We start from the raw sequence: 15,197 nt of genomic DNA, 5'->3' as shown, positions 1-15,197 counted from the left end.
ATGCCGTCGACGATGTCGGCCGGGGCACTGACAGCACTGCTCAGCAGAGTGGCATCGCCGATGTCGGCCACCGCCCCCAGATCCGTCTGGGCGAACGGCATCGCCGTCACGCAGGTGCTCGACGCGATCGTCTCGAGTCGGGACAGCCACTCGGCTGCGGCTGCACTTCCGGTGCCCTCACGGGTCGTGCTGGCGGGATCGGCCGGGTTGTCGACGACGAGGTATCCGCGGGTCATGTTCGAGACGGTGACGAGCAGGTCGGGGTCCAGGCCGATACACAGGCTCGACGCCAGTCTGCCGTCGGGATCGAGGCCGGGTTGCGTCGCGAACTCGACGGCCTTGAGCAGGGTGTCGAGTCGCCCGCCGGTGGCGAGTTCGCCGGCGAGTTCGTCGTCGATCAGTCGCACGCGCTCGTCGATGGATCCGGGGATTCCGGCAGCGAGGCGAGGGATGTCGGCCAGCGGCCACAGGACCGTCATCGCCACGGGGTTGCGGGTGTTGGGGGGCAGCGGCATCGCGCCGGGAGCGGTCGGGTCCATCTCACCGGGGTTGCGGGGCAACCCGACGACCGGGAGCAGGAAGCGAGCGTCGTCGAGTCGTGCGGTTCCGCCGTACTCGGGGGTGCCGTTGACGTTGAGCAGCAGCGGGTAGACGCCTGGCACCTCGATTCCCAGTGAAGGTTCGGTGGTGCTGCGCAGCTGCATCGACATGTCGAACTGGCGGCTCTCGTCCTTCTCCAGTGAGTCGGCGACCGTGACGAAATCGCCCACTCGCTCGAATCGGTCCTGGTCGAGAGTCAGGGAGGTCCGCAGGCCGGCGGTGGTGTCGACGGCGGCAGCGGCCTGCATCCGGACACTGACGTCGTCGACGCGGCGGTCCCCGGTGTTTCTTACCGTGGCGCGCACGGTGACGAACGGGTCGCTGCTGGTGGTGACGGTGGAGGGGGCGACGGTCTCGATGCTCAGCGTCAGGAAGGGGTTGCCGTCCTGCGTCATCGGAGTGTCCGGAACGGCGCTGGTGGTGCCGGACGCATCGCCGACGGAGGAGTCGGGTTGGGCCGCGGCGTTCGGAAGCTGCGTGGGGACCAGTGCTGCGGAGCCGACCGACGGTGCCACCGCAAGAACGAACGTGGTCAATGCGGCGGCAGCGACCTTCCGGGCCCGCACGATCACTTCCCGCCGGGGATGGGTGCGCCCGAGTTGCCGCTGCTCATGTCCTCGATCAGACGGGTGGCGATGGCGGCGAGCTTGCGTTCGTCGGCGTAGGCGAGTCGAGAGGGCAGTTCGGTCAGCGGGACCCACGCGACCTCGGTCACCTCGAGGTCCTCGTCCGACAGTTCGCCGCCCAGGAATCGGAGCAGGTAGTGGTGGACGGTCTTGTGGACGCGTCGGCCCTCGGTGACGAACCAGTAGTCGATGCTGCCCAGCGAGGCCAGGACGGTGCCGCGGATGCCGGTCTCCTCGGCGACCTCGCGCATGGCCGTCTGCTCGGCGGTTTCGCCCTGCTCGATGTGCCCCTTGGGCAGGGACCAGAGGAGGCGTCCGCGGCGGTCGGTGCGGCCGATGAGGGCGGCGCAGCGCTTGGCAGGCGGCCCGTCGAGGCCGTCGACCACCAGGCCGCCTGCCGAGGTCTCGCGGACGGTCCGCAGCTTGGGTGCTTCGGTGTCGGCGCGTGCCTGACGCCGCCGCGGGTTGCGGCGGCTCCTGTTCGCACGTTCGGCAGCAGACACCCGATCCATACTAGTTGCCTGTGCGCACTCTTCTACCGTGCCGCACCGCGGGGTGAAGGCCGGGACAATCGATCGGCTCGGCGCAAGTAGGCTCTCCCACCGTGGCCGATCAGTCCCTGTCCTCCGTTTCCGCCGAGCAGACCGATGCCCGCCGGGAGAGGTTGCTGGCGGGAGCTGCTGTGACGCTGCGCGAACTCGCTCCGGTGTTGACTCCGCTGGGCGCACTGTTCGCCGCGGCGGGGCACGAGCTCTTCCTCGTCGGTGGCTCGGTGCGCGATGCAGTTCTCGGTCGACTCGGAACCGATCTGGATTTCACCACCGACGCCAGGCCCGAGGACGTTCAGGCGTTGCTGTCGGGCTGGGCGGACCACCAGTGGGACACCGGCATCGCATTCGGGACCATCAGCGCGGCCAAGGACGGCCAGACGATCGAGATCACCACCTATCGCACCGACTCCTACGACCAGGTCTCCCGCAATCCCGAGGTGCAGTACGGCAACAGCCTCGAAGAAGATCTCGTTCGACGCGATTTCACCGTCAACGCCATGGCAGTACGTCTAGGCGCGGACGGTGCCCAGGAATTCGTCGATCCGCTCGGCGGTATGGACGCGTTACTCGAGGGCGTTCTCGATACTCCCTCGGCACCGGAGGTCTCGTTCGGAGACGATCCCCTGCGCATGCTGCGGGCCGCGCGGTTCGTCTCCCAGCTGGGGTTCACTCTGATGCCACGGGTGCACCGGGCCATCGAGGACATGGCGGAGCAGATCGACCGCATCACCGCCGAGCGAATCCAGGTGGAGCTGGACAAGCTGATCCTCGGCGAGCACCCGATCGACGGCATCGACGTGATGTGCGAGACGGGCCTGGCGCAGCGGATCATCCCCGAGGTGCCCAACATGAAGCTCGAGATCGACGAGCATCACCAGCACAAGGACGTGTACACCCACTCGCTGACCGTGCTGAAGCAGGCCATCGATCTCGAGGACGGCGATCCGGACCTCGTATTGCGTTGGGCCGCACTGCTGCACGACATCGGTAAGCCCGATACCAAGCGAAACGAGCCGGGTGGTGGAGTCAGCTTCCATCACCACGAGGTCGTCGGTGCCAAGTTGGTGCGAAAGCGCATGCGCGCCTTGAAGTATTCCAAGAAGATGATCGAGGATGTCTCGCATCTGGTGTTCCTGCATCTGCGTTTCCACGGCTACGGCAAGGGTCAGTGGACCGATTCGGCCGTGCGGCGCTACGCCACGGACGCCGGCGAGCTACTGCCCAAGCTGCACAAGCTGGTTCGGGCCGACTCGACCACGAGGAACAAGCGTCGAGCCGCCGCGCTGCAGGCCACCTACGACGATCTCGAAGAACGCATCGCCCGTATCGCCGAGCAGGAGGACCTGGCGCGGGTGCGGCCGGACCTCGACGGCAACGCGATCATGGAGTTGCTGAACATCCCGGCCGGACCCGACGTGGGCAAGGCATGGAAATTTCTGAAGGAACTGCGTCTCGACCGCGGACCGCTCTCCCGCGAGGACGCGGAGGCCGCGCTGCTCGAGTGGTGGCCCACGCAGTAGGAGCGGCTGCGCCGCATGTGCACGAAACCTCGTAGCCTGCTACGAGTTTCCGCTCACGACGAGCGAAGCTCGGCCTTGACCAGATAGACGTTGTAGCTGTCCCATTCCGAGACGGTGAAGTACAGCTCGTTCGCCGTCGACCACGGGTGAACGAAGCCGCCGTAGGTCTTGGGGAACTCGGCGGTGTCGATCAGGGTGGTCGGTGCGGTCCACTGACCTTGCGGTGAATTCGATTCGCGCAGAACGATATCGCCGCGCAGCGGATCGAGATACGTCATCCGCCACAGGCCTCGGGCCTCGTCGTGATGGACCGACAGTTCCCCGGCCATACCGTCGGCGATGGGGGTGGCCTCGTTGGATCCGACGGGAGCCCAGGTGCCGTTCACCCAGTACTGGTAGGCGGTCTTGTTCAACACCTCGGCCTTCGGGACGCGGGCGAGCCCGACCTGTCCGGCGCGTCCGTTGACGGTGCCGAACATGTAGACGTACTCCCCCGCCGGAACCATCGTCGACACCTGGAACTTGGAGAAGCCGAAGACGTTGTCCCACTTGGCATGCTCGTCCTTGACCCAGGTGGAACCGTTGTCGTCCGAGTAGGCGATGCCGCCGTAGTTGGTCCACCACATGCCGGGAATCGTGCTCCAGCGCCTGATGGACATGTACGACATGTACTGCCGGTCGTCGATCGCGAAACCGGACGTGGGGATGACCGTCGTCTCCCAATTCTCTACCTTGCGCGACGGCAGCAGTTCGGCTGCATGACAACGGGAATCCTGCACCATGTAGTCCAGGGTCATGCCGTCGGACAGGTCGGTGTCGGTGCTGTGGCCGAGTGCGTTGGAACGCCAGTCGTCGCCGCCCACGACGCCGAATTCCCACCCTTTGCCGAAAGAATCGCCGAAGGCCACGGCGACCTCACCGGGCTTGCTCTCCCACATGATGCCGAGGTCGGTTCCGTTCACCTGCCAGCGCTTGTCGGTGCGGTTCTCCGATCCCGGTCCGGTCAGCTGGGAGACGACCTCGACGTTTCCGACGGCAGGTGCTCCGGGCGGCACCGTCGTGGGTCCTGGCTCCGCTGGGTTGACGGCGGACGCGGGCGGCGGCGTTCCCGGGGCAGCGGGGCCGGGAATCGGGATCGGAATGGTCTCGGGTTGCGGGTCGATCTCGATGCGCGGGAACGGCAGATGGTCTGCAGAGCCCGTTGCCGGCGTCGGTGCATCGGTGTCGTCGGTGAGATCGGGGCACGGGTCCGCACACGGGTCGGTCAGCGGTTCGGCCTGTACGCGGGTGTTGTTCGGGGCCGGATCGGGAACCGGTACGAGTTCCACCGACGGATAGGGCACGGGAATCACCACACGATCCGGCAACGGCGGCAGCTGTGGCGGATTGCCCGGCCCGATGGGCTCGGGTGGGTAGTCCTTGGGGTCGAATCCTGTTTCGCCACAGGAGTTCACCGGCGGAGGCGGCGCCGCGAACGCCGGTGGTGCAGCGAGAACGGCCGTACCTGCGGCGACCGCGAGTATGCAGCCGAGTGACGCCGAGCGGCCGTGCATGCGGTGCCCCCGTGTTCTCCGACGAAACCCATCGGTCCGATACGGAAAGATACACCACGTCAGCGGCGTGTGCGCCCGGTGTTCACCACCGCTGCGGCCAGGCCGAGGGCGTAGATACCTGCCCCGACGAACACCAGGATGTGCACGCTGGGGTCCTGGCTCAGATCGGTCGTGTCGGGGCCGACGGCGAAGGCCGCCGCAGCGAGGGCGGCGACGAAGGCGACGTTGAACACGGTGTCCTGCAGCGCGAAGACGCGTCCGCGATGGGCGTCGTCGATCTCGATCTGCATGGCAGCGTCGCCACTGAGTTTGACGGTCTGCCCGGCGATGCCCAGGAGGAAGGCTCCGATCAGCAAGCTGGTTTGCGTCAGGCCCGAGACGGCACCGAGCTGCGCCACGATGGCGAGCACAAGTGCGGCAGCGATCGTGCGGGTGCGTCCGAACCGGGGAACGGCGAAGGGGGTGATCAGGGCGGCGAGGAACATGCCGACCGCCGAGGCACCGACGGCGATGCCGAAGCCGGCAAGGCCGCCGGGCAGGGTGCTGCTCGTCGTTTCGCGGAGAACCAACACCATGATCAGAGTGTTGATGCCGAACACGATGCGGTGCGCGCCGATGCCGAGCATCGCGGTCGTGACACCGGCGGACCGCCAGACGGCCTGCGCACCCGATTTCAGCCCTTCAGCAACGTCTTTCAGTGGACTGTCGGTGCGGCTCTCGATGCCCGGGCCGAGGGATCGTGGTCGGAACCGCGCGGCGGCGAGCGCCCCGACGACCGACCCGGTGGCCGAGAGACCCACGGCGACACCCGAGCCGAAATCCCCGGCACCGATCACGCCGATCACCGCTACGGCGAGGCCCGCACCTGCCGCTGCGAAACCGGATCCGACGGTGGCCAGCACCGAGTTCATCGGTACCAGCCACGATTGCCGAACCACGTGCGGCAGTGATGCCGACGCTCCCGCGAGCACGAACCGACTGAGCCCTACGGTGGCCAAAGCCAACAGCAACAACGGTGTGGCGTCCTCCCCGGCGCACAGCAGGATTGCGGTGGCGACGATCAGCACCATACGAACGATGTTGGCCCACAGCAGGACCGATCGGCGATCCCAGCGGTCGAGAAGCGCTCCGGCGAACGGACCCACCAAGGAATATGGGACCAGCAGCACCGCGAATCCGGCCGCGATCTCGGCCGGATTGGTCGCGCGCTCGGGGTTGAAGAGAATGGCACCACTGAGCGCGGCCTGGAACAACCCGTCGCCGAACTGACCGGCGAACCGAATGGTCGTCAGCTTGCCGACCCCCGGAGACTCACGCAGTCGGGTACGGAAGGAAGCGTCGCTCACCGACGGGACTTTAGCCCCCGCCCGTCATGCGGAGACGGCGGGCGTCGAGGCTGTCCACCACGCCATCGTTGCGGCCGTGCCGTCGGCGAGTGGGGTGGGCTGTAGCCCGAGGATCGCCTCGCTGCGGCTCGAGTCGAGAAGGTAGGGATAGCGGAACTGGTAGAGGGTGTCGCCGAGCTCCTTCATCGGACCGGGTACCGCGCCCAGCAGTCGCAGTGCCCAGGCCGGAATGGCACCGACCTTCGGAGTCGGCAGATCTGCAGCAGCCGAGAACATCTCGATCATCGTGCGCTGCGAGACCGCGGGCGCGGTGGGGGCATGCAGGACGGTGTTCCACATCGACGGTGACGCCGCGGCCGTGAGCATGGCGGCTGCCAGATCCGGGACGTAGGTGAACGAGTGAGGAAGGTCGGCGGAGGCGAGGACGCGGACCGGCTTTCCGGCGAGAAGCGGCGAGATGACCCGCTCACCCATGTGCGAGGTGATCACCCGAGGCCCGTAGAAGTCCGACGCCGCGACGCTCACGGTTGGGGTTGCGTGCGCATCACGCGCGGCCAGAAGTTCGGTCCGCACTCCCAATTTTCGGAACGTCGCCTCGCGGGGTGAGTCCTCGCGTATCGGACCGTCGACCCGGCCGTAGGCGTACAGACTTTCGGGAAACGCAACGACGGTGCCCGCGGCCGCGTCGAGCACGCGGTTCTCCATGGCGACGAGCTTGTTCCGCCACACCGTGTTCTCGTAGGCGACGTGGGTGCAGTGGTAGACGGCGGTGGCTCCGTCGAGGTGTCGACGGAGATCGTCGGATTCGATGTCGACTGCGCGGCGTTCGATCATCGGGTGCTCGGGTCCGCTGCCGGATCGGGTGAGGACCCGTACCGAATGCCCCTGCGCAGCAAGCTGTTCGGCGACCGTCCAGCCGACGGGTCCGGCTCCGGTGACGACGTGAAGTTCGGTCATGATCGCTCCATTCGAGGAAAACGAGAGCGGTGCTCTCTGTTACGAAGAGTGTGCACCCACGGCGGCGATAAAGCAAGAGCACTGCTCTCTGAAAAGAGCAGCAGTTACAGTGGCAGCCATGGCGAGCACTCCCCGCACCCGAGCCCGCGCCCAGACCCTGACCGATATCACGCGGATCGGACGCGAACACCTGGCCGCCGACGGTGCCGCGGCCCTGTCGTTGCGCGCTGTCGCGCGGGACCTCGGTGTCGTCTCCTCGGCCGTCTACCGATATGTCGCCAGCCGAGACGAGCTGCTGACGCTTCTCGTCGTCGACGGATACACCGAGCTCGGAGACACCGTCGACGCAGCGGTGGCCGCGGCCGACGGAGCCAAGGAGAAGTTCCTGGCTCTCGGCCGGACGGTGCGGCAGTGGGGACTGCGGGAGCCGGCGCGCTACGCCTTGCTGTTCGGCAGCCCGGTGCCCGGCTATCACGCCCCTGCGGAACAGACCACCGGGCCGGGCACCAGGGTGATCACCACCCTGGTGGCCGTCCTGCACTCGGCGTGGCAGACACGTCGACCGGACGTCGAGACCGACCCGCCCGAGCTGGCGTCACTGCACGGCAGCTTCGAAGACATCCGTGCGCAGATGGAGATGGATCTGCCCGACGGGCTGATTGCACTGGGCGTCATGGTGTGGGCGTCGCTGTTCGGGGCCATCAGCTTCGATGTGTTCGATCAGTACGGGGCCACGACGTTCTCCAGCAGGGACGCGTTGTTCGAATACCAATTGGGACTCCTGGCGAAGATCGCCGGACTCGACCCATGAGGACTGGCCGTATCGCTTGCGCCACATCCGGCGGTGGGCGGTGCCACAATGACTAGCGTGGCAGCGCATGCGGAGGAACCCGAGGACCAGACGGCATCGGCCTTGCGAGATGTCCGTCCCGGCAGTCTGCTGGTGTCGTCCATCGAACTCGTCGAGCCCACGTTTCGGCGCACCGTCATCTACATCATCGAACACAACGATGCGGGCAGCCTCGGTGTCGTGATCAATCGTCCCAGCGAGACCGCAGTGCAGAACGTGCTGCCCAACTGGTCCGAGCTGGCAGCCAAACCGCAGGCGCTGTACGTCGGTGGCCCCGTCAAGCGGGACTCCGCCCTGTGCCTGGCGACGCTGCGGACCGGTGTGTCGATCGACGGTGTTCCCGGTCTGCGCCGCGTCGACGGACGAGTGGTGATGGTCGATCTCGATTCCGATCCTGCCGATATCGCCCCACTCGTCGAGGGCGTGCGCATCTTCGCCGGGTACTCGGGCTGGACCTTCGGGCAACTCGAAGGCGAACTCGACCGTGACGACTGGATCGTGTTGTCGGCCCTGGCATCCGACGTGATCGGTCCGCCGCGGATCGACCTGTGGGCACACGTACTTCGTAGGCAGCCGATGCCGTTGGCGCTGCTGGCATCTCATCCGATCGACGTCGACCGCAACTGAGAGCGGCTGCGCCGCACGTGAGCGAAACCTCGTAGCAGGGGTCGAGTTTTCGCTCACATGCGCGCAGCGCTCAGTGAGCGAAGGCCTGCGCGCTCGAGTGTCCACCTGACTTCAAGCCGGCGAGCACCTCGTCGATGGCGATGCACAGCATTCGGCCCAGGTCCGCGCTGAAGCCCTCTCGCACTACGATTCTGAGCACGGCGACGTCGGTTGCGTTGTCGGGCATCGTGTATGCCGGCACCTGCCAGCCGCGGGCGCGTAGTTCGTGGGAGACGTCGAAGACGGTGAACTCGCAGTGATCCTTCAGCATGAACGACAGGACCGGGATGGCCGAGCCGTCGGTGATCACTTCGATGTCGGGGTGTTTCGCGAGGTGTCGGCTGACGCGAACTGCGGTGTCGCGCAGCGCTTTCATGATGTCTGTGTAGCCGGATCTGCCGAGGCGTAGGAAGTTGTAGTACTGCCCGATCACCTGGTTGCCCGGCCGGGAGAAGTTCAGCGTGAAGGTGGGCATGTCGCCGCCGAGGTAATTGACGCGGAACACGAGGTCCTCGGGCAGGTCTTCCTTGGTTCGCCAGACGGCGAATCCAATTCCTGGATAGGTCAGTCCGTACTTGTGGCCGCTGGCGTTGATGGACTTGACCCGAGGCAACCGGAAGTCCCACACAAGCTCCGGGTACAGGAACGGTACGACGAATCCGCCACTGGCTGCATCGACATGGACCGGTACGTCGGGCCCGCCGCTACCCGCGATCTCATCCAGTGCAGCGCAGATCTCCTGCACCGGTTCGAGTTCTCCGGTGAACGTGGTGCCGAGGATCGCGACCACACCGATGGTGTTCTCGTCCACTGCATCTCGAACCTGCTCCGGGGTGATGACGTAGCGTCCGCGCTCGACGGGCAGGTACTTGGGTTCCACGTCGAAGTAGCGGCAGAACTTCTCCCACACCACCTGAACATTGCTGCCGAGCACCAGGTTCGGAGTGCCGGTACCTGCTCCCCTCGCTCGCCAGCGCCACTTGAGTGCCAATCCGGCCAACATGACGGCCTCACTGGAGCCGATGGTCGAGACCCCGGTGGCCGACGACGGGTCCTCCCGGTCGAGTCCGGGCGCGTGGAACAGGTCGGCGACGATGTTGACGCAGCGTTCCTCGATGGCGGCGGTGGACGGGTACTCGTCCTTGTCGATCATGTTCTTGTCGAACGTCTCGGCCATGAGCTTCTCGGCCTGCGGATCCATCCACGTGGTGACGAACGTCGCCAGATTCAGGCGCGAGCTGCCGTCGAGCATCAGTTCGTCGTGGATGAAGCGGTAGGCGGCGTCGGGATCGAGCTGTTCCTCGGGAAGTCTCAGTGCGGGTACGGGATTGGTGGCGAGGCGGCCGGTGTAGGCCGCAGAAACGATACCGTCGGCATGGATTTTCCTGGTCATCGTCTTCTCCCGTGATCGGCTCGAGTGACACCCAATCTAGTCCGCGACGCTGCCCACCGGGCTCTGTTCCGATTGCGGTCGTCGCGCGAGATGCTGGGCGATCACGGTGCACACCATCAGCTGAATCTGATGGAAGATCAACAGCGGCAGCACGATCAGTCCGACGGGTTGGCCGACGAACAGCACTGCGGCCATCGGCAGCCCGCTGGCCAGGCTCTTCTTGGATCCGCAGAACAGCAGCACCACCCGATCCTCGAAAGCGAAGCCCAGCCACTTGCCTCCGTACCAGGTGATCGCCAGCACCACGGCGAGCAGCGCAGCGCACACTGCGACGACGATGCCGATGCGCCACACCGGCACCGAGGACCACACGTTCTGGTTCATGGATTCGCTGAACGCGGCGAACACGACCAGCAGGATCGAACCACGGTCGACGAGCTTCGTCGGCGCGCTGTGCCGGGTGAGCCAGCCTGTCACCCAGGGTCGCATCAGCTGCCCGACGGCGAACGGAAGCAGTAGTTGCAGGGCGATGTCGAGTACCGAGCTGGGGTCGATGGTCACGGAACCGGTCGTGGTCATCAGGGCGATCACGAGCAGCGGGGTGACGAACACTCCGATGATGTTGGAGAACGAGGCGCTCACCACGGCACCGGCGATGTTGCCGCGGGCGATGGAGGTGAAGGCGATCGAGGACTGCACGGTCGACGGGACCAGGCAGAGGAACAGCATTCCGGTGTAGAGGTCGTCGCTGATCACGCCGGGGACGAGAATCCGCAGGGCCAGCCCGAGTGCCGGGAACAGCAGATACGTGCACGCCAGGATCACCGAGTGCAGCCGCCAGTGCTTGACGCCGTTCCAGGCGTCGCGCGGCGAGAGTCGAGCGCCGTAGATGAGGAACAGCAGGGCAATGGCGATGCGCGTCACCCAGCCCAGGACGTCCTCCGCTGTGCCGGTGGCCGGGAACAGGCTTGCCAGCGCTGCGACCGCGAAGATGCCCAACAGGAAGGGGTCCAGCACGGTATCCCGCAACAACTTCACTTGGCTAACTTAATCCACCGTGGCGTTGCGAGTGCGGGCGGTCAAGGTGTTGAGCGTGCCCGCGATCTTCTCGGCGTGCACGGATCCGATGGTGAGCCGATCCCCGTTGGCGAAGGTGACGAAGGCCGCGGGACCGGCGTCGGTGGCGACGGCGTAGTTCCCGCGTCCCTTGGCCCGCAGACCCCAACCGCCGAACTCCTTCGAAGGATCGACCGCCCGCACCGAGGCACCGGTGATCTCGTCGATGTCGTAGTCGAATGCCGCCATGCCCAGGCTCGAGACGAAGAGGCCGTCGCTGTCGATGTGCACGGTGAAGCGCAGCAGCGACAGAATCAGAATCGTCAGTGGGGCGAACAGGAAGATCGGCCACAGTGAGCCGGACAGCCAGCACGTCAGAGCGGCGCCGGCCAGAGAGACTGCCACGACGGTAATGCCGGCGACCCGGCTGGCTCCGACGTGGACCACCAGGGGCAACTCCGGGCTGCAGCGCGGAAGATCTGCGTGCGGCGGTGATGTGGCGTCGACGCGTTCGCGGTAGTCACGCAGCCTGGACGCACCGAACAACCCGGCCGCGAATCCGACGACGGTTCCCACCGCGATAGCCCAGCCGGGGATGGTCACGCTCCGTTCGGACGCCATGTCCAGTTCTCGGACGAGGGTCGCGATCTGCAGAACACCGATCGTTCCGACGACGGTCAGCCCGATGACCAGCATGGTTCGACGCATGATCAGCAGCACCCGAGTCAACGACGCGACGGCACTGCACCCACCGCCGACCAGCACGATCACGATCGCGAGGGTCCAGGCGTTGGAGAGTGGATTGGAGAAGTCGTCCGGTTCGGTGCCGCTGAAGTGAGTGGCGACCTGCTCGGGCAGACGGCCTTGCCACAGGTAGGCCAGGACGAGTCCGAGTGCGGCGACGACAAGGGGGACGGCAACGCCGAACACGACCCCGGCCGGGTCGAACGTGCGTAGTGCCTTCGCCTTCATCCGCTCAGCTCGGCTGGCAGGCGTCCTTGAGGCTGCACGAGATGCACGAGCTTCCGCATCCGTCCGCCTCGGCGGGTGGCGGAACGGCCGCTGCTGCGCGGGCCCCGATGGATCCGCCGGCTGCGGCGATGAACAGCGCGGCCACGAGGGCCACGACGACGCCGACGACGGCGGCGATGCCGTTCAGTGCGAGGGCGGCCACTGCGCCGATGGCCAGTACCAGCGCCGATGCGGCTGTCGTGGGACCGGCGACGCGATTGGCGAGGGTGAACGTCTCGTCGTCACGCATGGCCTCGGCGGTGCGGACACCGGCGAAGCGGTTGCGTGGGAGCCGACCCAGCAGCGACATGGCAGCGACAGCGCCGACGACGAGCGCGAGCACGAACAACACAACCGAGACGATGACCACCTGGCCAGGATACGGCGCAGCGAGGTCCTGGTACCAGGCGGGCCGCATCACACTTTAGGCTGGTAGGTGTGACCGATTCCGTTGAAGCACCCACCGAGTCCGCCCCCGAGTACCGCTACACAGCCGAACTCGCCGGGCACATCGAGGAGCAGTGGCAGGACCTGTGGGAGACACAGGGCACTTTCGACGCTCCCAACCCGGTCGGAACCCTCGCCGGAGACGTCCCGAAGGACAAGCTGTTCGTTCAGGACATGTTCCCGTATCCGTCGGGCAGTGGCCTGCACGTCGGCCACCCCCTCGGCTACATCGCCACCGACGTCTTCGCGCGGTATCACCGCATGCAGGGCCGTAACGTGCTCCATGCGCTGGGCTACGACGCGTTCGGTCTGCCGGCCGAGCAGTACGCCGTGCAGACGGGCACGCACCCGCGCAGCACCACCGAGCACAACATCACCAACATGCGACGCCAGTTGCGTCGGCTGGGTCTCGGGCACGATCGCCGACGGTCCTTGGCGACGACGGACGTCGACTTCTACCACTGGACACAGTGGATCTTCCTGCAGATCTTCAACTCGTGGTTCGACGCGGACCTCGGTAAGGCCAGGCCCATCTCGGAACTGGAGGCGGCGTTCGCCTCGGGTGAGCGATCTTTGGACGACGGCCGGTCCTGGGAGTCGCTGACCGTCGGTGAGCGCCGTGAGGTGATCGACGGGTTCCGTCTGGTGTACGAGTCCAACTCGATGGTCAACTGGTGCCCCGGTCTGGGTACGGTGCTCGCCAACGAGGAGGTCACTGCCGACGGACGCAGCGATCGCGGCAACTTCCCGGTGTTCCGAAAGAACCTGCGGCAGTGGATGATGCGAATCACCGCCTACTCCGACCGCCTGGTCGACGACCTCGAGTACCTGGATTGGCCCGAGAAGGTCAAGACCATGCAGCGCAACTGGATCGGGCGATCCCGCGGTGCACAGGTCTCGTTCTCGAACATCGAGGTGTTCACCACCCGTCCGGACACGCTGTTCGGTGCCACCTACGTGGTGCTCGCCCCCGAGCACGAACTGGTCGACGGGTTGGTTGCTCCCGAGTGGCCTTCCGACGTGTCCGACAAGTGGACCGGCGGAGCCGCCACCCCCGCGGAAGCCGTTGCGGCATACCGCGCGTCGATCGCCGCCAAGTCGGATCTGGAGCGGCAGGAGAACAAGGAGAAGACCGGCGTCTTCATCGGCGCCTACGTGAGCAACCCGGTCAACGGTGAGCAGGTCCCTGTGTTCATCGCGGACTACGTGCTGACGGGCTACGGCACCGGCGCGATCATGGCCGTACCCGGACACGATGTCCGCGACTGGGAGTTCGCCACGGCATTCGGTCTGCCTGTGCGCGAGGTCATTTCAGGCGGAGACGTCACCGAGGCCGCGTACGTCGGCGACGGCGCACTGGTGAACTCCGACTTCCTGGACGGCCTGCCGGTGGACGAGGCCAAGGCCGCCGTCATCGCGCGGTTGGAAGCCGACGGCACCGGCCGCGGCACCATTCAGTACAAGCTGCGCGACTGGCTGTTCGCTCGCCAGCGCTACTGGGGCGAGCCGTTCCCGATCGTCTGGGACTCCGAGGGCAACCCGCACGGATTGCCGGATTCTGCTCTGCCGGTAGAACTTCCGGAGGTCGAGAACTACGCACCGGTCTCCTTCGATCCGGACGACGCCGGCTCCGAGCCGTCCCCGCCGCTGGCCAAGGCGTCGGACTGGGTCGAGATCGAACTCGATCTGGGCGACGGGCTGCAGACCTACACCCGCGACACCAACGTCATGCCGCAGTGGGCCGGTAGTTCCTGGTACCAGCTGCGCTACATCGACCCCACCAACTCCGAGGCCTTCGCGGACCCGGAGAACGAAAAGTACTGGGTCGGACCGCGTCCGGAGATCCACGGACCCAACGATCCCGGCGGAGTCGATCTCTACGTCGGTGGCGTCGAGCATGCGGTGCTGCACCTGCTGTACTCGCGCTTCTGGCACAAGGTGTTGTTCGATCTCGGCCATGTCAGCTCGAGCGAGCCGTACCGTCGCCTGTACAACCAGGGCTACATCCAGGCCTTCGCCTACACCGATGCCCGCGGCGTCTACGTACCCGCGGCCGAGGTCGTCGAACGGGACGGCGGCTACTTCCATCAGGACCAGCCCGTCAACCGTGAGTACGGCAAAATGGGTAAGTCTCTGAAGAACTCGGTCTCCCCCGACGAGATTTTCGCCGAGTACGGTGCCGACACCCTGCGCTTCTACGAGATGTCGATGGGTCCGTTGGACACGTCGCGGCCGTGGGCGACCAAGGACGTCGTCGGCGCGCAGCGGTTCCTGCAGCGGGTGTGGCGACTGGTACTCGACGAGGTGACCGGCGAGGTCCGCGTCACCGACGACAAGCCCACCGAGGACACACTGCGCGTGCTCAACCGTGTGATCGATGGTGTGCACGCGGATTACGCTGCGCTGCGCGACAATACGGCCGGTGCCAAGCTCATCGAGCTGACCAACCACATCACCAAGGCGTACCCCGACGGTGCTCCGCGTGGGGTCGTCGAGCCGCTGATCCTGATGCTCGCTCCGCTGGCTCCGCACCTGTCCGAGGAACTGTGGAGCAAGCTCGGCCACGAGAAGTCGCTGGCACACGGTCCCTTCCCGCGCGTGGAGAAGAAGTGGCTCGTCGC

The 15,197-nt window shown here is 66.2% G+C and carries 12 protein-coding genes and 1 pseudogene; 4 read left to right on the top strand and 9 right to left on the bottom strand.

Annotation, left to right across the window (positions count from 1 at the left end):
- Positions 1 to 1,166 (bottom strand): annotated as a pseudogene (locus A2J02_RS05215) (glycoprotein); the annotation flags it as partial.
- A 2-nt stretch (positions 1,167 to 1,168) separates the two neighbouring features.
- Entirely contained in the window at positions 1,169 to 1,729 is a 561-nt protein-coding gene (locus tag A2J02_RS05210; protein WP_068047657.1) for an NUDIX hydrolase, read from the bottom strand.
- Positions 1,730 to 1,830: 101 nt separating this feature from the next.
- Between A2J02_RS05210 and A2J02_RS05205 the strand changes: the two genes are divergently transcribed.
- Positions 1,831 to 3,297, top strand: coding sequence for a CCA tRNA nucleotidyltransferase (locus A2J02_RS05205; RefSeq protein WP_068047652.1), 1,467 nt, complete (start codon positions 1,831 to 1,833; stop codon positions 3,295 to 3,297).
- A 53-nt stretch (positions 3,298 to 3,350) separates the two neighbouring features.
- Here A2J02_RS05205 and A2J02_RS05200 read toward each other — a convergent pair whose 3' ends face one another.
- The 3 genes from A2J02_RS05200 to A2J02_RS05190 are packed head-to-tail and all read right to left on the bottom strand — an operon-like array spanning position 3,351 to position 7,153.
- The gene (locus tag A2J02_RS05200) at positions 3,351 to 4,850 is read right to left on the bottom strand and encodes a DUF4185 domain-containing protein (RefSeq protein ID WP_068047649.1); all 1,500 of its coding nucleotides are present in this window, start codon (positions 4,848 to 4,850) and stop codon (positions 3,351 to 3,353) included.
- Positions 4,851 to 4,909: 59 nt separating this feature from the next.
- Entirely contained in the window at positions 4,910 to 6,196 is a 1,287-nt protein-coding gene (locus tag A2J02_RS05195) for an MFS transporter (protein ID WP_068047647.1), read from the bottom strand.
- A gap of 24 nt (positions 6,197 to 6,220) precedes the next feature.
- Positions 6,221 to 7,153 (bottom strand): NAD-dependent epimerase/dehydratase family protein, encoded by a 933-nt coding sequence (locus tag A2J02_RS05190; protein WP_068047643.1) that lies wholly within the window; start codon positions 7,151 to 7,153, stop codon positions 6,221 to 6,223.
- 118 nt (positions 7,154 to 7,271) lie between these two features.
- Here A2J02_RS05190 and A2J02_RS05185 point away from each other — a divergent pair, with 118 nt between their 5' ends.
- Both A2J02_RS05185 and A2J02_RS05180 read left to right on the top strand, forming a co-directional pair.
- The gene (locus tag A2J02_RS05185) at positions 7,272 to 7,964 is read left to right on the top strand and encodes a TetR/AcrR family transcriptional regulator (RefSeq protein WP_068047640.1); all 693 of its coding nucleotides are present in this window, start codon (positions 7,272 to 7,274) and stop codon (positions 7,962 to 7,964) included.
- Positions 7,965 to 8,012: 48 nt separating this feature from the next.
- Positions 8,013 to 8,630, top strand: a complete 618-nt coding sequence (locus A2J02_RS05180) for a YqgE/AlgH family protein (RefSeq protein ID WP_068047637.1) — start codon at positions 8,013 to 8,015, stop codon at positions 8,628 to 8,630.
- 70 nt (positions 8,631 to 8,700) lie between these two features.
- Here A2J02_RS05180 and A2J02_RS05175 read toward each other — a convergent pair whose 3' ends face one another.
- The 4 genes from A2J02_RS05175 to A2J02_RS05160 are packed head-to-tail and all read right to left on the bottom strand — an operon-like array spanning position 8,701 to position 12,499.
- Positions 8,701 to 10,062 (bottom strand): glutamate decarboxylase, encoded by a 1,362-nt coding sequence (locus A2J02_RS05175; RefSeq protein WP_068047633.1) that lies wholly within the window; start codon positions 10,060 to 10,062, stop codon positions 8,701 to 8,703.
- Positions 10,063 to 10,098: 36 nt separating this feature from the next.
- Positions 10,099 to 11,100 carry a bile acid:sodium symporter family protein gene (locus A2J02_RS05170; protein ID WP_068047630.1) on the bottom strand — a complete coding sequence of 334 codons (1,002 nt, stop codon included), beginning with the start codon at positions 11,098 to 11,100 and terminating at the stop codon, positions 10,099 to 10,101.
- Positions 11,101 to 11,109: 9 nt separating this feature from the next.
- Positions 11,110 to 12,090 (bottom strand): DUF1648 domain-containing protein, encoded by a 981-nt coding sequence (locus A2J02_RS05165; RefSeq protein ID WP_068047627.1) that lies wholly within the window; start codon positions 12,088 to 12,090, stop codon positions 11,110 to 11,112.
- Between the two features lie 4 nt (positions 12,091 to 12,094).
- The gene (locus tag A2J02_RS05160; RefSeq protein WP_068047655.1) at positions 12,095 to 12,499 is read right to left on the bottom strand and encodes an SdpI family protein; all 405 of its coding nucleotides are present in this window, start codon (positions 12,497 to 12,499) and stop codon (positions 12,095 to 12,097) included.
- Between the two features lie 68 nt (positions 12,500 to 12,567).
- Between A2J02_RS05160 and leuS the strand changes: the two genes are divergently transcribed.
- Positions 12,568 to 15,197: leucine--tRNA ligase (gene leuS, locus A2J02_RS05155; protein ID WP_068047624.1), on the top strand; the 2,630-nt coding region annotated here is incomplete at its 3' end.

The organism is Rhodococcus sp. EPR-147, from assembly GCF_001647185.1.
Taxonomy (GTDB): Bacteria; Actinomycetota; Actinomycetes; order Mycobacteriales; family Mycobacteriaceae; genus Rhodococcoides.
This window is presented reverse-complemented; position numbering and strand designations above follow the sequence as displayed.

Bases quoted from the DNA above. Each gene is read 5' to 3' on its own strand.
- A2J02_RS05200 (WP_068047649.1), bottom strand. From the start codon at position 4,850: ATGCACGGCCGCTCGGCGTCACTCGGCTGCATACTCGCGGTCGCCGCA.
- A2J02_RS05190 (WP_068047643.1), bottom strand. From the start codon at position 7,153: ATGACCGAACTTCACGTCGTCACCGGAGCCGGACCCGTCGGCTGGACG.
- A2J02_RS05185 (WP_068047640.1), top strand. From the start codon at position 7,272: ATGGCGAGCACTCCCCGCACCCGAGCCCGCGCCCAGACCCTGACCGAT.
- A2J02_RS05180 (WP_068047637.1), top strand. From the start codon at position 8,013: ATGACTAGCGTGGCAGCGCATGCGGAGGAACCCGAGGACCAGACGGCA.
- A2J02_RS05175 (WP_068047633.1), bottom strand. From the start codon at position 10,062: ATGACCAGGAAAATCCATGCCGACGGTATCGTTTCTGCGGCCTACACC.
- A2J02_RS05165 (WP_068047627.1), bottom strand. From the start codon at position 12,090: ATGAAGGCGAAGGCACTACGCACGTTCGACCCGGCCGGGGTCGTGTTC.